The organism is Roseofilum acuticapitatum BLCC-M154 (genome assembly GCF_030068475.1).
GTDB lineage: Bacteria > Cyanobacteriota > Cyanobacteriia > Cyanobacteriales > Desertifilaceae > Roseofilum > Roseofilum acuticapitatum.
This window is the reverse complement of the sequence record NZ_JAQOSP010000147.1, coordinates 27,030-44,995: the sequence shown is the minus strand read 5'-3', so window position 1 is coordinate 44,995 and position 17,966 is coordinate 27,030. Positions and strand designations below refer to the sequence as shown.

The window sequence follows — 17,966 nt, the reverse complement described above, 5'->3', positions numbered from 1 at the left end:
GGCTTACAAGGGCAGGGGTTTGAGCTGGGAGACTAGGGTATGGGCTAACTCAACTCCTGCCCACAGAAGGTCAGGATGGTCTTCTAGATGGGGATAGGCCAATCCCTGGGAGGATTGATCCGTTGGGCTTTCGGATGGTTCCAAGGGTTCCAAAATGGGCGAGAGTAGGACGCGAGCATAGCTACCATAGGCAACACCTATAATGGGGGATTTTGGATCGTTCCCTGGGTATGAGTTCGATCCAAGCTTGTTTGTCTCTAGGGTTCCCAAGAGTCCTAAGCTTCTGAGCTTGGGAACCGTATAGTCGTTCGTTCCACCTGCTAGTTGTAAGGCTCCTGGAAAGCCGGAGTCGATGACTTTTTGGGCGAGTTTGATGGTGCGGTGGGTGGTTGCGGAGCTGATGTCCCCACTCATGGGACGACCATCGAGTTGCCAGATCACAGGGCAGGACAGGGGTTGAACGAGTTCATGGAGAGACCAAAGATAGTCGATGAGGCGATCGCCGTCTGGACAGCTAATGGCGATTAACCGCAGGGATGCCGCGTGGGGTTGAATCGCTTGCCAAAGACGTTTGAAGTCTGTATGATGGGAGGTCTGGGTATGAATTTCTAGCGCATCAATACCTTGTTCAATCAGTTGAGGCACAAGGATTTGAGGGGTGGAAATGTAGGAGCGAGTCACAATCCGGTTGTGGGGACAAACGGGTACACACCGGCCGCAACCATAGCAGCGTTGGTCAATTACACCGACCTCTGGATGAATTGCCAGTTGAATGGCTTGGGCAGGGCAAACCCGTTCGCAGGGCCGAGGACAGTCTGAAGGACAACAGGATGGGTCAAATTCGGCTTTACGAAAATGGGGATCTTCTCCATCATTGAGGCTGGCCATGATTAGGGGATCGTGGTCTTTACCGGGTTGACCGAGTTGACGTTGCCAGGTTTCGGTTTTGAGACGACGAGCGGCAGAGATAGCTTCTTGAGCGACAGCAATAACAGCCGGATCGGCCGCCACATCAATGCAGTCGGCTCCCGCTAGGGTATAAGCCAACGTCAGATTCCGAATGGCAGGGATATGTTGATAACTGGCTCCGCAAATGAGCTTGAACCAGCGATGATCCCGGATTGAGTTGAGGGCAGGGTACAGTTGAGTCACCCTTTTAAGATAAGGCCTTGTCGCCAAAATGGGGAGGTTTACAGTCACTATAAAATATAGCGCTTCGCGCTAGGGAATGGGGAATGGGGAATAGGGAATAGGCATTGGTAACAAGTTAAGATTGGATTATTTTGTATTATAACAGAAATACAACGCATTACAAGCAATGGGTAATGGCTAATCAGAGATCCTCCCCATCTCCCCATCTCCCCATCTCCCCATCTCCCTATCCCTACCGAGATGTGTCTTCCAGGGCTTGCAGATAATCTACGGCAGCTTCCAGGCGATCGCCATATCCTTGGGCAAAACTGTCAAACCAGAACCCCTCATCCGAATAGGGATCGAGCCGTGCCAACCATTCCCTGGCGCGGGGTTTGAGCGCTTCTCGTTGTTGACGGCGGAGTTTTTCCTCCCGTTCTGCGGCTTCTCGTTTTTGGCGTTCAATGGCACGATTTTGAATGTAGCGATCGCGCATATTATCCAGAACATCATCCGTCTGAGCAGCCGAAGCTTTTGCCGCTTCCCGTTGCGATCGCATTTGCATCGCCCTTAAACGCACTTGCTCTAAATCTGGTTCTGCACCACTCGACGGTGCAGAACCCTGTTTTTTTTGCGCCTCGTAACGTTGTCGAATCTGGTCTAAATCTAATTCTGAAGCCTCAGACTTTACAGAAGGCGCGTTTTTTTCTGGCTTGTAACGTTGTCGAATCTGGTCTAAATCTAATTCTGAAGCCTCAGACTTTACAGAAGGCGCGTTTTTTTCTGGCTGATACCGTTGACGAAGCTCATCTAACCCAACATCCTCTCCCTCTGTATCATTCCCACGTACAAACTGAGACTTAATATCTGCCAGCACATCATCCATCGGCTCATTCTCTTGACTCTGCTTAGGGGAGGGATCGGCAGGGGGAGGTTGGCGCTCTCCGGACTGTTTCTGCTGATGTTGAGCCTTCAAGTCATTCAAGAAATCATCAATAGAACCCATGGTTTGCCAAACCTCCCCAATACTCTAGGAAATTAAACTTTCCCCTTGACCCTAATCATAAATAGCGTTCATTAGCACATCGGTCAGGGTCATGGACTCCATTTCCTCCATGATAACAGTATCCACAATGTCGAATTTCGCACCGACTTCGATCATCCGGTCATCTAAAGCCTTGAGAAACTCCGTCACTTTGGGATCTTTGCCCACTTGAATAAAGGAAATCGCCAACTCTTCATCGCGATCGATTTTAGTCGATGCATCTCGAATTAAGGCGATCGCCCCTTTCTTTTCTTCCTCCCCTTCAATACCATCCGTAATCACCAAAAAGGTTTCCCCGTTCTCTTTGGCTTGACCGGCACTTTTGCGCTCAAAATAATTATTCAGAGCATGTTCAAGCACTTGATCGAACTTAGTGATTCCAGAAGGAGTATTTTCCTGGAAGATTTGCTCTACCTTACTAGCCGTGACATTATCATAGCGGCGGAAGTTAGCAGCAAACAAATAAACCGTAATCCCATCTGGATCGAGTTTTTCACAGAATTGGGCTACCTTAAATGTAGACTCTTGGGCCGCTTGCCACCGACTTTTACCTTCAGGCTGATCTTGCAGCGACATACTATTACTTTTATCGATAATCAGAGTATAGTCGCGGTTTCTGAGAATCTCTTCTGCCATCGATGCGATCTCCTTGATATAGGGTTATGAGCAGGTAATGCTAGGAACCTGATAGGGCTTGTTTCAGGGGGAGCCAACGAACATCGCGATCGCCCCCTAATTCCACAATTACTTTTACTTTAGGCTGTAAACTGGGCAACGTCGCTAGATAACCGAGTTCTTCTGACGATAGAATATGGCCTTCGATAATCCACAACAGTAGCCCTTTTGACTTTGGAGGCAGTTGAGCGACCTGGGTTTGAATAATCGGTGGAATAAAATAGACATCACCCACAGCCGCTTTTTTACCACTGCTCTTTTTACCCAGATGGGCAGGCCGTACTCCATGCACTCCCGTTAAATAAGCTGATAAATCTCCGAACCCTCGTGCATCAAGGGATAGTGCTGTATAACCTGCTGCTCTTACGCGGCGGATATAGCGTCCTTCCTCTCCTCCTTCTAGTGGCACATACATGCCCAGTGCGCCTTCGCTTTCTAAGTCTCGAATGAGCTTCTTACCCGTGATAATTAGTGCCATACTCTCACCTGACCTGATGTAATCCTGGTTTATTTTAACGTGAGTTCGGCATTTTTCCCGTGGGGGGATGGATTCAAGCCGGGGAGCGATCGCCCCAGCCATCAGTCCCCTGATTCAAATACCCACTCTTTCAGCTCCATTTTTAGGATACAGAAACCGGCTTCTTATGACCCTCATTTAGCGCCGCTTCAATTGACATAAAACCAACAAATGTAAGCAAAGAAGCAGAAAAAACTCTAGATGTAGGAGTAAAGATAATTCTGAATTAACTCCTGAAGGAACAGGGGATACAGCTTGCACCATTTGCCGTTTGGGGTCAATACTCATCACCGTTTCCACGTCTTCCATCGATTGTATCAGATGGTGTGCTTTAGGTTGACTTTCGATTTTTTCAGATCTTTTTTTCATGGTGCTTGAGTCCATAAATTGATTAGATATGTCCACCCTAAAGCCGATAAAAAAAGGTATCTACAGATGCATTTCCTAACTTTTCTCGTCGATTACCTCAATTTAGGTTAGGATTTGAGTTAGGATTTTGATCGGGTTTTTCAGAAGATGTCCTCGAAAACGCCATCCCATAAGCTCTTTACAGAAGCGGTGCAGCAGTGGAACCTAGAGACTTTATGTGAGAAATTGAGGGAAGCCAAGCAAAACTATTTGCCTCATCAGCGCAAAACTTTAACGCCTATAGAGCAGTGCGACCTTAGAGGGTTGTTATTGTGGAAGTCTCCAGAGGAGATAGCTGAGGCGCGAGGGGTTAAGGTAGGAACCGTTAGAGATGCTTTATCTAAGGGACTCTATCGCTATGTTGAGGTGATGTTGGATAAAGAAGAGGGCGTGCTGAAGAATTGGGAGGATATACCAACTTGGTTGGAAGAGGCAGGATATAAGACAGAACAGACTGGGGAAAGCTCAGAGAACAAAACAGAAACGCCAGCGCCTCGTGAGTTTCGGCTCAACCCCTATGCTTACAGTCCCCAGACTTGGGTGGGACGGGAGGAGAGTGGCAGACTGGGGGAGAGTCTCAGGGGAGAGTGCCGGATTTTAATCGTAACCGGGATTACGGGGCAGGGGAAGACGGCGCTGGCGGAATGTATAGCGGTCACAGAATTGGCTCAGACGGGGTTAAAACCGATTCGGATCAATTTTGATGATGGGAGCTGGCAACAGGGGTTTGACGGCTTTATAGTCCAGTTCTGGGAGACGTTGACAGGGAAACCCCTACCCCCACAAACGCCAAGCCAACAGGGGTTTAATCAGGTGGTGGCGAAGTTGCGGAAGGAAGGGTATTTGTTGCTGTTTGACTCCATGGAAAAACTGTTGCAGTCGAAAACGGGGCGAATGGTGGATAGTGTGTTTGCGGATGAGGGATGGTGGCGGTTGTTTGAGGCGCTGTTGGTGGGGGAGAGTTGTGAGAGTCGAGTGATAATCACGTCTCAGGATAGGTTAACTCAGTTTGAGCAATGTAAACAGCATCATTTTTGGCAGGAGGAATGTTTGGAAGGGTTAGAGGAAATGGAACAGCAGCAGTTATTTCGCCAGTGGTTTGAGAATAAGGGGATTGATTTCCCGGAAGATGAGGAGAGTTTGGGCTATCTCCAGCAAATAGGGAGAGCGTTTGAAGGACATCCTTTAGTTATTGAAGTAGTGGTTAGTGAACTGTTGGCTAAACCGTTTCAAGGGAATGTCAAGCGGTATTGGCGAAAGTTTGGTAAGAGTTTTACTGAGGAAGATTCTAACAATCGACATCAAACGTTGGAGCAAAGTGTAAAAGAACGGGTAAGAGAGGTGTTATCCCGATTGAAGAAAGATCAAAGAGTTGCTTATTGCTTATTGGTGCGAGGAGCAGTCTATCGGAAACCGGTGGAAGAGTCATTTTATTTGGCGATGGGAAGAGAGTGGGGAGAGGATACAACGTGGCAAGCATTGCAACTCTTGCAGTTGCGAGCATTGGTGCAGGAAACACGGACAGAGGGGCTATTGCAGCAACATTATCTAATTCGTGGGGTTGCTGTAGAATCTCTACAAGAAGAGGAAAATTGGAAACAAGTAGAGTATGCTGCTGCTCAAATGTGGTTAACTGAGTATCAACCTAAACCCGGTGCAAGTCATTTAGAAAAGTTGCAAGGATACTTGGAGAGTTTTTATCATTTTTCTCAACTAGGCGATTGGGAAAAGGCTTGGCAAATCATTAATTTAGGGTCTAGACTTGGAGATTTAGGATATTATTGGGAACAAATAGAAGTTTATAAAAGCCTCTTAGGAAAATTAACCCCTAAAGAAGATATGATTTGTTATGAGAATTTAGGTTCTGCATACTACAATCTAGCACAATATGACAAGGCACTAGATTTTCATCAGCAGCATTTAGCCATTGCCAGGGAAAATGGCGATCGCTCTAGAGAAGGGAAAGCGCTAGGTAATCTCGGACTTGTGTACTATTCCCTAGGACAATATGACAGGGCACTAGATTTTCATGAACAGGATTTAGCCATTGCCAGGGAAAATGGCGATCGCTCTAGAGAAGGGAGATCCCTAGGTAATCTAGGACTTGTATATTATTCTCTAGAACAATACCAACAGGCAAACGACTATTTTCAAAAGTGTTTATCGATTACTAGGGAAATTGGCGATCGCTATGCTGAAGAAGGGGCACTGGGAAATTTGGGAGCTATCTACTATGCTCTAGAACAATACCAACAGGCAAGAGAGTATCATCAGCAGCATTTAGTTATGGCTAGAGAAATTGGCGATCGCTGCGGTGAAGGAAGGGCATTTGGTAATCTAGGGGCTGTCTGTGGTTCTCTTGGAGAATACTTAGAAGCTAAACAGTATTTTGAACAATATTTAGCTATAACTAGAGAAATTGGCGATCGCTCTGGAGAAGCAACAGCACTGTCTAACCTAGGAGAAGCTTTAATCCAACTGGAATCCTATTCAGAAGCAGAGGAAACCTTGCAAGCTGCCTTGAATATTGCTACTGATATCGGTGATGCTAAAAATAAAGTCTACATTCTCAAAAACTTTGCCTTACTCCATCAAGCATTGGGCAATCTAGACCTTGCCCTGAGTTATTGTTACCAAGCCGAGGCGTTAGCCACCAAAGTGGGTATCCCCCTTCCTGAAGAGTGCCAGGCGCTACAATCAAAGATTAGGGAATGCGGGTTTATAGAATAATGGATATGGCATTTGAATTAGAGTTTACACCTGATGCATGGGAACACCTGCAAGGGTTTACAGCACGAGACCGAAATATTATCTTGGAGGCAATATCGACTCAACTCTGCTATGAGCCTAACCTGGAAACTCGCAACCGCAAACCCCTACAAGACAATCCTCTGGCAACTTGGGAATTGAGGGTAGGAAAGTTTCGAGTATTTTATGATATTGAAGATAACAGCGTTAAAATTGTCTATATTATTGCTATTGGATTCAAAGACCATAATAAACTGTTTATTGGCACGGAGGAGATCGAGTTATGATTGAAACCATTAATCTAGAAGAGTGCGATCTCACTGTACAAGATTTTTTTGCACAGTTAGGCGATCGCCACAATGTCGTGATCTGTAAGGATGGAAAACCTTACTATTTCTTTGGAGAAGTCGATGAATTTCAAGGAGAAGTCTTAGCACTCTCACAAAATCAAGAATTTATGGACTATCTCGATCGCTCTCGTCAACGAGGTAAACGAGAAGGGACATTATCCTTAGCAGAAGTGCAACGGCGATTAGAGCAATTAGAAGCGGCTGAACAGACTACAGAGCAAGAAAACTGAGTCCATAAATTACCTGTGCTGATTCTAAAATAGATTTACGTCTTAACCCGTTCCGACTGTTGGCAATTCCTTGCTTACTAACGAAATCAACCTTTATCGTAGGGTTTGGCTTTCATTGTAAAATTGAACATAATAGCAGATAGCCGATCGCCCCCCACCCCAAAAAAAAGATCGAATCACTCTAGACAAACACCGCCAGATACTCTATAGTGGTATATTGTCGCCAAAATTAAGGTTGCTCATCTTCATGAGTCACCCTTAGCGGAGACTCAAGTCTCCATAAAGGATACTGAGCCTTAACCCGCTTAAGTCCAGGCGCTATAAACGAGAACCGGTCATGAAAAAGCCGGTTGTCTAAAGTCTTAAGGCTAATCCCCTTAATGCGAATCTAAATAATTCAGCCAACTGCCTGAGTCTTGCTGTTGAAGTGAGACCGGCATTTGTCTGAGTAACAGTTAGGGAAAATTATAGATCGCTCCCATTCCCTTGGAGTGGGACTAAATCGTTGTCTGTAAACAAAAAGGAGACTACCCAACCTGTGTCTGTAGGTATTCTCGGAACCAAACTCGGCATGACCCAAATCTTCGACATGGAAGAGGGAATTGCCATTCCGGTCACCGTTGTGCAAGCTGGGCCATGCACCGTAACCCAAATCAAAACCCCAGAAACTGATGGCTATAGCGCCATCCAACTGGGCTATGATACTGTACCGAAACGGCGGCTTAACCGTCCCGAAATCGGGCACTTAGAAAAATCGGGCGCTGTGGCAGGAGAAACCGGACTGCGGCATCTGCGAGAATATCGCAGCGATACCGTCAGCAGCTATGAACTCGGTCAAGAACTCAAAGCCGACTTCTTTACAGAAGGCCAGTTGGTCGATGTAGTGGGGAACAGTATCGGTCGCGGGTTTACCGGTTATCAAAAGCGTCATAACTTCCGTCGGGGGCCCATGTCCCACGGTTCAAAAAATCACCGCCTTCCTGGATCGACAGGAGCAGGAACCACCCCTGGAAGAATTTATCCAGGAAAAAGAATGGCAGGGCGCAAAGGTAATGCCCAAATCACGATTCGCAAACTAACCGTTGTGCGGGTAGATGCCGATCGCAACTTACTGCTGATCAAAGGTTCAGTTCCTGGCAAACCCGGAACGCTCCTGAGTATTGCTCCAGCTAATCAAGTGGGCGGCTGATCCATAAAGAAAGAGAGGGCTTCTCTCTATCCAAAGGATCAAAGCAAGTAGAAAAGGAAAGATCGAAACTATGGTTAGTTGCGTAAGGAAAGACTGGCAAGGGTCAGAGGTAGGCATGGCCGACCTTGAACTCAAGGTCGCCAAAGAAGAAACAAGCGCTCACATTGTCCACCGCGCCCTCGTGCGTCAACTTAATAATGCCCGCCAAGGAAACGCTTGCAGCAAAACCCGCGCTGAAGTCAGAGGGGGCGGACGCAAACCTTGGCGGCAAAAAGGAACCGGTCGCGCTAGAGCAGGTTCCATTCGTTCTCCCCTGTGGCGGGGAGGTGGGGTAATCTTCGGGCCCAAACCCAGAAGTTACGAAACCAAGATGAACCGCAAAGAGCGGCGCTTGGCCTTAACCACCGCCTTAATGGGAAGAACCGATGACTTAATTGTGGTCGAAGAATTCGGCGATAACTTACCTCGGCCGAAAACCAAAGAATTGTTAGAGGCGATCGCCCGTTGGGGAGCCGCAGCAGAAGACAAAGTGCTGCTCATCATCCCCGAACGCCATGAAAATCTTTATTTGTCTGCCCGTAATGTCCCCAGAGTGCGGCTAATTCTGGCCGAACAACTCAACGTCTACGACATCCTCAATGCAGACAAAATCATAGCTACCGGTTCCGCTCTCGAAAAAATTCAGGAGGTCTATGGTGAGCAATAGAACCATCGAAGCCAACCGCGCCCTACCTGACCTGATCCGCCGTCCGATCGTCACCGAAAAAGGAACCCGACTCTTAGAAGACAACAAATACGTCTTTGAAGTCCTACCCCAGGCGACCAAACCCCAAATCAAAGCGGCGATCGAAAGCCTATTTGAGGTCAAAGTCACCCAAGTCAACACCTATCGCGCCCCCCGTAAAAAACGGCGTGTTGGTCGCTTCACGGGATACAAAGCTCAATATAAAAGAGCCATAGTTACCCTATCCCCTGGCGACCAGATCACCTTGTTCCCAGAAGTTTAATTGATGAACCGTTATGGGCATTCGATCCTACAAACCCTATACCTCAAGTACCCGTCAGAAGAGCGTTTCCGATTTTGCGGAGATCACTAAAGATCGGCCAGAAAAATCCCTGATCCAGAAAAACCACCGGGTCAAAGGACGGAATAACCGAGGGGTGATCACCTGTCGCCATCGGGGGGGCGGTCACAAACGGCGCTATCGTCTCGTTGATTTTCGGCGGAATAAATTTAACATTCCCGCTAAAGTCGCGGCGATCGAGTACGACCCCAACCGCAACGCTCGCCTAGCCCTACTGTTTTACAGCGATGGCGAAAAACGCTACATCCTCCATCCCAGAGGATTAGCCGTAGGTACAACCGTGATTTCCGGTGAAACCGTTCCCATCGAAGTGGGGAACTGTATGCCCTTGGGTAACATGCCCTTGGGAACCAGCGTTCATAACGTCGAACTCGTTCCTGGTAAAGGGGGGCAAATTGTGCGAGCGGCTGGAGCGACCGCCCAAGTCGTGGCCAAAGAAGGGGACTATGTGACCCTGCGCTTACCCTCCACCGAAGTCAGAATGGTTCGTCGAGAGTGTTACGCCACCATTGGCCAAGTCGGCAATGTGGAAGCCCGTAATATCAGCCTCGGTAAAGCCGGACGGACGCGATGGAAAGGTCGCCGCCCTCAAGTTCGAGGCAGCGTCATGAACCCTGTCGATCACCCCCATGGTGGTGGTGAAGGACGCGCTCCCATCGGTCGCAGCGGCCCAGTAACCCCCTGGGGTAAACCCGCCTTGGGTGCAAAAACACGGAAGAAACATAAAGGCAGCGATCGCCTGATCGTGCGCCGTCGCCGTCGGACTTCCAAACGCGGTCGCGGAGGTCGTCAAGCCTAATCAATTAAAAATTAAAAATTAAAAATTAAAAATGATCGTTTTTAGTTTTGGTTTTTAATCTTTTGATTGACTCCCCTGATTACATAACCTTCAAAGTCTTATGGCTCGTTCGTTAAAAAAAGGCCCGTTTGTTGCCGACCATCTGTTAACTAAAGTTGAAAAACTCAATGATAAAGGCGAAAAACAAGTTATCAAAACTTGGTCAAGAGCCTCCACCATTGTTCCCCAGATGATTGGCCATACGATTGCTGTTCACAATGGCCGCCAGCATGTTCCCGTATTTGTAACGGAACAAATGGTCGGACATAAATTAGGAGAATTTGCCCCCACTCGAACCTATCGAGGCCATGCAAAGAGCGACAAAAAAGCTCGCCGATAATGAATATTCCTCCTAGGAATCATCGGTTTCCCCCTTATTGACTCAGGATGAAAGAAAAACGATGGCAATCGATACTTCTGTAGAAACTCGTGCGATCGCACGGTACATCCGCATGTCTCCCCATAAAGTCCGTCGAGTATTAGACCAAATTCGGGGAAAAACCTATCGGGATGCACTAATCATCCTCGAATTCATGCCCTACCGTGCCTGTCAACCCGTCTTAAAGGTGTTGCGCTCGGCCGTGGCGAATGCCGAACATAACCAAGGATTAGACCCTGGAAGCCTAGTGATTAGCACAGCCGTTGCTGACGCTGGCCCAGTTCTCAAGCGCTTTCGCCCTCGGGCCCAAGGACGGGCTTATCAAATTCGTAAACCCACCTGTCATATTACAGTAGCTGTTGCCCCTGAAGCGGCAAACAGTTAGCTCAACCGTTGATCGATCGAGAGGATTCACTCTGTGGGACAAAAAATACACCCAACTGGGTTTCGGCTAGGAATCACCCAAGAACACCGTTCTCGGTGGTTCGCAGATGCCAAACACTACCCAGGAATCTTACAAGAAGACTTTAAGATTCGTAAATATGTAGAAAAACAACTCAATAATGCCGGGATTTCCAACGTCCGCATCGAGCGCAAAGCCGATCAAATCGACCTAGAAATCCATACCGCCCGTCCCGGTGTAGTCGTCGGTCGAGGAGGTCAAGGCATTGAGTCCTTACGCACCAGCTTACAAAAAGAAATTGGCGACAGCAATCGTCAAATTCGCATTAACGTCGTTGAAGTCACCCGTGTAGATGCTGACTCTGGCCTGTTAGCCGAATATATTGCTCAACAGCTCGAACGTCGGGTATCCTTCCGTCGAGTCGTGCGCCAAGCCATTCAACGGGCCCAACGGGCAGGCATTCAAGGGATCAAAATTCAAGTCAGTGGCCGTCTGAACGGTGCAGAAATTGCCCGTACAGAATGGACAAGAGAAGGACGAGTTCCCCTGCATACCCTCCGGGCTGATATTGACTACGCTTACCGCACCGCTCAAACCATTTACGGAATCTTGGGTATTAAGGTTTGGGTCTTCAAAGGCGAAATTATTCCTGGACAAGAAGAAACTCCCCCACCTGGGCCAAGCCCCAACCGTCGTCGAGGAAATCGTCGTCGGCCCCAGTTTGAAGACCGCTCCAACGAGAACTAATCGTTGTTGTTGACCCATTATTGAATTGAGTTCTGGCCATGTTAAGTCCAAGAAGAACAAAATTTCGCAAACAACACCGAGGTCGAATGCAAGGGTTGGCTTCCCGTGGGAATGTCATTAACTTTGGAGACTTTGCCCTCCAAGCCCTAGAACCTCATTGGATTACTGCCCGCCAAATTGAATCCGGTCGTCGAGCGATGACCCGGTATATCCGGCGGGGTGGGAAAATTTGGATTCGGATTTTCCCGGACAAACCGGTAACCATGCGCCCAGCCGAAACCCGGATGGGTTCCGGGAAAGGAAACCCAGAATATTGGGTAGCTGTGGTTAAACCCGGACGGATTATTTATGAGATTGCCGGTGTGCCCGAAGCCACCGCCCGCGAAGCCATGCGTCTGGCTTCCCATAAATTTCCGATCAAGACTAAATTTTTGGTGCGTGATTCCCAGGGTTAGAAAAGATGCCATTACCTAAAATTGACGAGGTAAGAAACCTTACCGATGAGGAACTGGGGGAGCAAATTGTAGCCGTTAAACGAGATTTATTTCAGTTGCGGCTCAAGCAAGCGACCGGCCAGGGAGAAATTAAACCTCATCAGTTTAAACACCTTAAACACCGCCAGTCCCAACTCTTGATGATTGAGAGGCAGAGACAACTGGCTCAAACTCAAGAGAGTCAGACACCTGTAGAGGACAAATAGGAGTCATAATCTATGGCCGTCAAAGAACGAGTGGGCACAGTTATTAGTGACAAAATGCAAAAGACCGTGGTCGTGGCGATTGAAAATCGCAGCGCTCACCCCAAATACGGTAAAACCGTGGTCAAGACTAAGCATTATAAAGCCCACGACGAAGACAACCAATGTAAAGAAGGCGATCGCGTCTTAATTAAAGAATCTCGCCCCCTGAGCAAAACCAAACGTTGGGTTGTTAGTGAGATCCTTGAGTCTCGTTAGTCACCCAATATTTCAGAGCGTTGATTCCCTATTCTGATCCAGGAATAAACCCATGATTCAACAAGAATCCTATCTCAATGTAGCCGATAACAGTGGCGCTCGTAAGATCATGTGTATTCGGGTTCTCGGTGGCAACCGAACCTATGGTTGCATTGGCGATGAAATTGTGGCCGTCGTCAAAGATGCCAACCCCAATATGGCAATTAAAAAATCCGATGTGGTTCGCGCTGTGATTGTGAGAACCAAAAAAGGATTACGCCGCGACAGTGGCATGAGTATCCGCTTTGATGATAATGCTGCCGTCATTATTAACAAAGATGGTAATCCTAGGGGAACCCGTGTATTTGGCCCAGTAGCTCGTGAATTACGAGATAAGAATTACACGAAAATTGTATCCCTAGCACCGGAGGTTCTGTAATGGCTAAACCCAAACAGAAATCAGTTGCCTTGAAAATGCATGTCAAAAAAGGCGATACCGTGCAAGTCATTGCGGGCAAGGATAAGGGCAAAGTTGGAGAAGTGCTTGCAGCGCTCCCGAAACTCAGTAAAGTCGTGGTTCAAAACGTGAATATTAGAACTAAGCACGTTAAACCGAGACAAGAAGGAGAATCGGGACAAATCAAGACCTTTGAAGCGCCCATCCATAGCTCAAATGTAATGCTCTATTCCACCAAGGAAAAAGTAGCTTCTCGTATCTCTTATACCTTCAATGAAGAAGGGAAGAAGGTACGGATGCTCAAAAAAACTGGGGAAATCATTGATTAAGTTGGCAGGAAATCGCTATGGTACAACCCCTCAAAACCCGATATCAAGAAAAGATTGTTCCTAAACTGATGGAGCAATTTGGGTACACGAATATCCATCAAGTACCCAAAATTCAAAAAGTAACCGTTAACCGAGGACTCGGAGAAGCATCTCAAAATGCTAAATCTTTAGAGGCCTCCCTGAATGAACTGGCCCTGATTACGGGACAAAAGCCCGTAGTGACTCGGGCCAAAAAGGCGATCGCCGGATTCAAGATTCGACAAGGAATGCCCATTGGGGTCATGGTAACCCTACGCAGCGATCGGATGTATGCCTTCCTAGACCGGTTAATCAACTTGGCTCTACCGCGTATCCGTGACTTTCGAGGCATTAGTCCTAAAAGTTTCGATGGGCGCGGGAACTATAACCTGGGTCTGCGGGAACAACTGATTTTTCCCGAAATAGAATATGACAGAATTGACCAAATTCGAGGGATGGATGTGGCCATTACCACAACCGCTCAATCCGATGAAGAAGGACGCGCCCTACTGCGGGAAATGGGAATGCCTTTCCGGGAAAACTAAAGGAGTTTTATCGAGAGAGTAAACGATGGCCGTAAACGACACGATCGCGGATATGCTCACGCGCCTTCGCAATGCGAATTTAGCGCGGCATCAAACCACTCAAGTTCCAGCCACTAAGATCACCCGGAGTATTGCCCAAGTCTTAAAAGATGAAGGTTTTATTTCCGAGTTTGAGACAGTGGGGGAAGGAGTCCAAACCCAGCTCCGGATTGCCCTCAAATATAAAGGCAAAAACCGAAGCCCAATTATCAGCAAACTAGAACGAGTCAGTCGTCCAGGTTTAAGGGTTTATAAAAATCGCAAAGAACTCCCCCGTGTTTTAGGGGGCATTGGTATAGCGATTATTTCAACCTCCCATGGCATTATGACTGACCGTGAAGCCCGTCGCCAAGGTATTGGTGGAGAAGTGCTTTGCTATGTTTGGTAAATTCCTCATTGACCCTTGCCTCAGAGCAAGAATCAATGATTAGACCCATGAACAAGGACAACAAGTAAAAGATTATGTCTCGAATTGGTAAACGTCCTATTAATATTCCTGACAAAGTAACCGTTACCCTTGATGGTCAACAAGTCTCTGTCAAAGGGCCGAAAGGACAGCTAGAGCGCGTTTTGCCTCCAGAAGTCACAATTGAACAAGAAAACAATACCTTGATGGTTAAGCGGCGTAATGATTCCCGTAGATGTCGGGCAGCCCATGGCTTATGCCGTACCCTAGTTTTCAATATGGTGGAAGGGGTATCGAAAGGATTTGAAAAACGCCTAGAACTGCAAGGTGTGGGCTATCGTGCCCAAGCTAAGGGCAAAGCTCTCACTTTAAATGTGGGCTACAGCAAACCGGTCGATTTTGATCCCCCAGATGGGATTGATTTTGCCATCGTTGATAATACGGGTAAAGCTGTTAATCAAGGCACTTTTGTGATCATTAGCGGCATCGACAAAGAAGCAGTGGGCAATACCGCCGCTAAAATTCGTGATGTCCGTCCTCCCGAAGTCTATAAGGGTAAAGGGATTCGCTATCAGGGCGAAATCGTCAGACGTAAAGCGGGTAAGTCAGGTAAGAAATAACCATGAAACGAACCAGACAAGAATTCAGGCAGCGTAGACACCATCGGATTCGCAAATCGGTCATGGGCACTCCTGAGCGCCCCCGGTTAGCGGTCTTTCGATCCAACAACCATATCTATGCTCAGGTGATTGATGATACTCAGCATCATACCCTGGCGGCGGCCTCCACCTTGGAGGCCGAAATTAAAGCCGCTTTGAATGATGTGGGAAGAACTTGTGAGGCTTCTGCCCAAGTGGGTAAGGCGATCGCCGAGCGAGCCATCAATAAAGGCGTTTCCAAAGTGGTCTTCGACCGAGGTGGAAATTTGTACCATGGCCGCGTAAAAGCCTTAGCCGATGCGGCCCGTGAAGCTGGATTAGACTTTTAGGATAGACCCACAAAAACCATGGAAGAAAAAGAAAAAAAAGGCAAATCTCGCAAAGCTAACCGCAATCGGGAAAAAGAAAGTGAATGGCAAGAGCGGGTAGTCCAAATCCGCCGGGTGACTAAGGTCGTTAAAGGGGGTAAAAAACTAAGCTTCCGGGCGATCGTGGTCGTCGGCAATGAACGCGGTCAAGTCGGAGTCGGAGTCGGTAAAGCCAGTGATGTCATCGGAGCCGTCAAAAAAGGAGTTGCCGATGCCAAAAAACATCTGATTACCGTTCCCCTGACCAAATCTAACTCCCTGCCCCATCCGTCCACCGGAGAAGCTACGGGTGCTAGAGTCATGATGCGTCCAGCCGCTCCAGGTACTGGGGTAATTGCTGGGGGATCAGTGCGTACCGTGCTAGAACTGGCCGGCGTTCAGAATGCCCTCGCCAAACAACTCGGCTCCAATAATCCCCTAAATAATGCTAGGGCTGCCATTGATGCCCTCTCCGGTCTCCGTACCTTTGCCGAGGTGGCCCAAGAACGGGGAATTGAGATCGAAAAGCTCTATATCTAGATCCCAACCAGGGACTCACCAGAGAGTAAACCGGTAAGCGCAAGGATAAACACCATGAGATTAGAAGATGTTGCCCCTCAAGAAGGTTCCCGTAAACGTCGCCGTCGCGTCGGTCGGGGAATCTCGGCCGGCCAGGGAGCCAGTTGTGGATTTGGAATGCGGGGGCAAAAGTCCCGTTCAGGTCGGGGGACTCGCCCTGGGTTTGAAGGGGGACAAATGCCCCTGTATCGCCGCGTCCCCAAACTGAAGCACTTTACAGTTATTAACAAACAACAGTACACTACGATTAATATTCGTCAACTGGCTACCCTGCCAGCAAATACCGAAGTGACTTTAGAATCATTGATGGACGCAGGGATTGTGACCACCAATGACGGCCCCTTGAAAATCTTGGGAGACGGAGAAATTAGCGTACCCCTGCAAGTGACAGCAGCCCAATTTACGGCTAATGCTCGGACTAAACTCGAAGGTGCTGGAGGGAGTTGTCAGGTTTTAGAATAAGGCAGATCTCGTCAAACTTTGCATTCCAACTGGCGATCGCGAAGCGATGCGGATCATTATCCCGTCAGCAATGCAGAGTATAGAGGATTTCGCCAAAACTCACCCACCTATTTACCGTCGTCATCGAGGTGTCCCTTAATGACCGTTAGTCGAGACAAAACCCCAAGCGCTCAAGAAACCTTTATCCAGATGGCTCAAGCAGCCGGCCTCAGAGGTCGGTTGCTCGTCACTCTGGGCTTATTAATTTTGGCTAGATTAGGGGTTTATATCCCCGTCATTGGTATTGACCGAGATCAATTTAGCCGCAATATTGAAGGTAGTCCAATTATTGGATTTTTAGACCTGTTTTCTGGGGGAGGGATTTCCCAACTGGGTGTTTTTGCCCTCGGTATCCTTCCCTTTATTAATGCATCCATCATTATCCAACTCCTGACTGCTGCTCTACCCACCCTAGAAGAATTACAGAAAAATGAGGGTGAAGCCGGACGGCGTAAACTCTCCCAAATTACCCGCTATGTTGCCCTAGGATGGTGCATCCTTCAAAGTGTGGGGATTGGGTTATGGCTCAATAATGCCCCTGGGGTGGCCTTAAATCCAGGGCCCATGTTTATTATCCAAACCGTTTTAGCCCTGAGCGCTGGCTCCATGTTGGTCATGTGGTTTGGAGAAGTAATTACAGAACGAGGCATCGGCAACGGTGCTTCATTACTGATTTTTGTCAATATTGTTTCTACCTTACCTACCTCCATCGGACAAACCATTGAATTGGCTTCTAGTGGAGATAGTGGCATCGTCGGACGGACTGTTATTTTGGTGATGGTCTTTCTGGTGATGATTGTCGGTATTGTCTTTGTTCAGGAAGGAACCCGCCGAATCCCCATTATTTCCGCTCGTCGTCAGGTAGGTAGAAAGCTGTATTTAGAAAAAAGTAGTTATCTCCCCTTGCGCTTGAATCAAGGTGGAGTGATGCCGATTATTTTTGCTTCAGCCGTCCTCATTTTACCAGTTACCCTAGCTGAGTTAACTGGAGTCGCCTGGCTGCGGAATGCGGTTCAATATTTGAGTCCAGGAGGAACGTTTTATGTTCCCTTCTACTTGACGATGATTCTGTTTTTCAGCTATTTCTATGCTTCTTTGATTATGAATCCAGTGGATGTGGCTCAGAATCTGAAAAAAATGGGTTCGAGTATTCCTGGAATTCGTCCCGGAAAAGCAACGAGTGAGTATATTGAACGGGTTCTGAATCGGTTGACCTTCTTGGGCGCTTTGTTTTTAGGCATTGTGGCTATTGTGCCCACAGTGGTTGAAGGCTTGACTCGCGTCCCAACATTTCAAGGTTTAGGTGCTACCTCTTTACTGATTTTAGTTGGGGTGGCGATCGACACCGCAAAGCAAATTCAAACCTATGTGATTTCTCAACGTTATGAAGGGATGGTGAAACAGTAG

Annotated in this window: 27 protein-coding genes; 22 read left to right on the top strand and 5 right to left on the bottom strand. The window is 47.7% G+C overall.

Going from position 1 to position 17,966, the window contains the following annotated elements; translation table 11 throughout:
* Positions 1–3 precede the first annotated feature (3 nt).
* The 5 genes from ldpA to PMG71_RS22595 all read right to left on the bottom strand — a co-directional run bounded on the left by ldpA (position 4) and on the right by PMG71_RS22595 (position 3,737).
* Positions 4–1,152 (bottom strand): circadian clock protein LdpA, encoded by a 1,149-nt coding sequence (gene ldpA, locus PMG71_RS22615; RefSeq protein WP_283755997.1) that lies wholly within the window; start codon positions 1,150–1,152, stop codon positions 4–6.
* A 232-nt stretch (positions 1,153–1,384) separates the two neighbouring features.
* The gene (locus tag PMG71_RS22610; RefSeq protein ID WP_283755996.1) at positions 1,385–2,137 is read right to left on the bottom strand and encodes a salt stress protein, Slr1339 family; all 753 of its coding nucleotides are present in this window, start codon (positions 2,135–2,137) and stop codon (positions 1,385–1,387) included.
* Positions 2,138–2,188: 51 nt separating this feature from the next.
* Positions 2,189–2,812: a VWA domain-containing protein gene (locus tag PMG71_RS22605; protein ID WP_283755995.1), complete on the bottom strand. Its 624-nt coding sequence runs from the start codon at positions 2,810–2,812 to the stop codon at positions 2,189–2,191.
* 40 nt (positions 2,813–2,852) lie between these two features.
* Positions 2,853–3,329, bottom strand: a complete 477-nt coding sequence (gene ndhN / locus PMG71_RS22600; RefSeq protein ID WP_283755994.1) for an NAD(P)H-quinone oxidoreductase subunit N — start codon at positions 3,327–3,329, stop codon at positions 2,853–2,855.
* Between the two features lie 177 nt (positions 3,330–3,506).
* On the bottom strand, positions 3,507–3,737 hold the full coding sequence (locus tag PMG71_RS22595; RefSeq protein ID WP_283755993.1) for a hypothetical protein: 231 nt from the start codon (positions 3,735–3,737) through the stop codon (positions 3,507–3,509).
* Positions 3,738–3,884: 147 nt separating this feature from the next.
* Here PMG71_RS22595 and PMG71_RS22590 point away from each other — a divergent pair, with 147 nt between their 5' ends.
* The 22 genes from PMG71_RS22590 (at position 3,885) to secY (ending at position 17,966) form a co-directional block, all read left to right on the top strand.
* Positions 3,885–6,506, top strand: a complete 2,622-nt coding sequence (locus PMG71_RS22590) for a tetratricopeptide repeat protein (RefSeq protein ID WP_283755992.1) — start codon at positions 3,885–3,887, stop codon at positions 6,504–6,506.
* Between the two features lie 5 nt (positions 6,507–6,511).
* A complete protein-coding gene (locus PMG71_RS22585) occupies positions 6,512–6,811 on the top strand; it encodes a type II toxin-antitoxin system RelE family toxin (protein ID WP_283755991.1) in 300 nt (99 codons plus the stop codon).
* Entirely contained in the window at positions 6,808–7,104 is a 297-nt protein-coding gene (locus tag PMG71_RS22580; protein ID WP_283755990.1) for a hypothetical protein, read from the top strand. Before PMG71_RS22585 ends, PMG71_RS22580 begins: the two co-directional genes overlap by 4 nt.
* A gap of 538 nt (positions 7,105–7,642) precedes the next feature.
* Positions 7,643–8,293 (top strand): 50S ribosomal protein L3, encoded by a 651-nt coding sequence (rplC, locus tag PMG71_RS22575; protein WP_283755989.1) that lies wholly within the window; start codon positions 7,643–7,645, stop codon positions 8,291–8,293.
* Positions 8,294–8,363: 70 nt separating this feature from the next.
* Positions 8,364–8,999, top strand: coding sequence for a 50S ribosomal protein L4 (gene rplD / locus PMG71_RS22570; RefSeq protein WP_283755988.1), 636 nt, complete (start codon positions 8,364–8,366; stop codon positions 8,997–8,999).
* Positions 8,986–9,300 carry a 50S ribosomal protein L23 gene (locus PMG71_RS22565; RefSeq protein ID WP_283755987.1) on the top strand — a complete coding sequence of 105 codons (315 nt, stop codon included), beginning with the start codon at positions 8,986–8,988 and terminating at the stop codon, positions 9,298–9,300. Before rplD ends, PMG71_RS22565 begins: the two co-directional genes overlap by 14 nt.
* A gap of 13 nt (positions 9,301–9,313) precedes the next feature.
* Positions 9,314–10,177: a 50S ribosomal protein L2 gene (rplB, locus tag PMG71_RS22560; RefSeq protein ID WP_283755986.1), complete on the top strand. Its 864-nt coding sequence runs from the start codon at positions 9,314–9,316 to the stop codon at positions 10,175–10,177.
* A 100-nt stretch (positions 10,178–10,277) separates the two neighbouring features.
* Positions 10,278–10,556 carry a 30S ribosomal protein S19 gene (gene rpsS / locus PMG71_RS22555; protein WP_283755985.1) on the top strand — a complete coding sequence of 93 codons (279 nt, stop codon included), beginning with the start codon at positions 10,278–10,280 and terminating at the stop codon, positions 10,554–10,556.
* A gap of 61 nt (positions 10,557–10,617) precedes the next feature.
* A complete protein-coding gene (rplV, locus tag PMG71_RS22550; RefSeq protein ID WP_283755984.1) occupies positions 10,618–10,980 on the top strand; it encodes a 50S ribosomal protein L22 in 363 nt (120 codons plus the stop codon).
* A 33-nt stretch (positions 10,981–11,013) separates the two neighbouring features.
* Positions 11,014–11,745: a 30S ribosomal protein S3 gene (gene rpsC / locus PMG71_RS22545; protein WP_283755983.1), complete on the top strand. Its 732-nt coding sequence runs from the start codon at positions 11,014–11,016 to the stop codon at positions 11,743–11,745.
* A gap of 38 nt (positions 11,746–11,783) precedes the next feature.
* On the top strand, positions 11,784–12,200 hold the full coding sequence (rplP, locus tag PMG71_RS22540; RefSeq protein ID WP_283755982.1) for a 50S ribosomal protein L16: 417 nt from the start codon (positions 11,784–11,786) through the stop codon (positions 12,198–12,200).
* Between the two features lie 5 nt (positions 12,201–12,205).
* Positions 12,206–12,445, top strand: coding sequence for a 50S ribosomal protein L29 (rpmC, locus tag PMG71_RS22535; RefSeq protein ID WP_283755981.1), 240 nt, complete (start codon positions 12,206–12,208; stop codon positions 12,443–12,445).
* A gap of 12 nt (positions 12,446–12,457) precedes the next feature.
* Positions 12,458–12,700, top strand: coding sequence for a 30S ribosomal protein S17 (rpsQ, locus tag PMG71_RS22530; RefSeq protein WP_283755980.1), 243 nt, complete (start codon positions 12,458–12,460; stop codon positions 12,698–12,700).
* Between the two features lie 52 nt (positions 12,701–12,752).
* Positions 12,753–13,118, top strand: coding sequence for a 50S ribosomal protein L14 (gene rplN / locus PMG71_RS22525; protein WP_283755979.1), 366 nt, complete (start codon positions 12,753–12,755; stop codon positions 13,116–13,118).
* Positions 13,118–13,465, top strand: a complete 348-nt coding sequence (gene rplX / locus PMG71_RS22520; RefSeq protein WP_347179372.1) for a 50S ribosomal protein L24 — start codon at positions 13,118–13,120, stop codon at positions 13,463–13,465. The genes rplN and rplX overlap by 1 nt, the downstream gene beginning before the upstream one ends.
* A gap of 17 nt (positions 13,466–13,482) precedes the next feature.
* Positions 13,483–14,028, top strand: a complete 546-nt coding sequence (gene rplE, locus PMG71_RS22515; RefSeq protein ID WP_283755978.1) for a 50S ribosomal protein L5 — start codon at positions 13,483–13,485, stop codon at positions 14,026–14,028.
* Positions 14,029–14,053: 25 nt separating this feature from the next.
* Entirely contained in the window at positions 14,054–14,455 is a 402-nt protein-coding gene (gene rpsH, locus PMG71_RS22510; protein WP_283755977.1) for a 30S ribosomal protein S8, read from the top strand.
* 74 nt (positions 14,456–14,529) lie between these two features.
* Positions 14,530–15,093 (top strand): 50S ribosomal protein L6, encoded by a 564-nt coding sequence (rplF, locus tag PMG71_RS22505; RefSeq protein WP_283755976.1) that lies wholly within the window; start codon positions 14,530–14,532, stop codon positions 15,091–15,093.
* Between the two features lie 2 nt (positions 15,094–15,095).
* Complete coding sequence (gene rplR / locus PMG71_RS22500; RefSeq protein WP_283755975.1) at positions 15,096–15,461, top strand: 50S ribosomal protein L18; 366 nt, start codon at positions 15,096–15,098, stop codon at positions 15,459–15,461.
* An 18-nt stretch (positions 15,462–15,479) separates the two neighbouring features.
* A complete protein-coding gene (gene rpsE / locus PMG71_RS22495) occupies positions 15,480–16,019 on the top strand; it encodes a 30S ribosomal protein S5 (protein ID WP_283755974.1) in 540 nt (179 codons plus the stop codon).
* A gap of 54 nt (positions 16,020–16,073) precedes the next feature.
* Positions 16,074–16,520, top strand: a complete 447-nt coding sequence (rplO, locus tag PMG71_RS22490; protein WP_283755973.1) for a 50S ribosomal protein L15 — start codon at positions 16,074–16,076, stop codon at positions 16,518–16,520.
* Positions 16,521–16,658: 138 nt separating this feature from the next.
* Positions 16,659–17,966, top strand: coding sequence for a preprotein translocase subunit SecY (gene secY, locus PMG71_RS22485; RefSeq protein ID WP_347179375.1), 1,308 nt, complete (start codon positions 16,659–16,661; stop codon positions 17,964–17,966).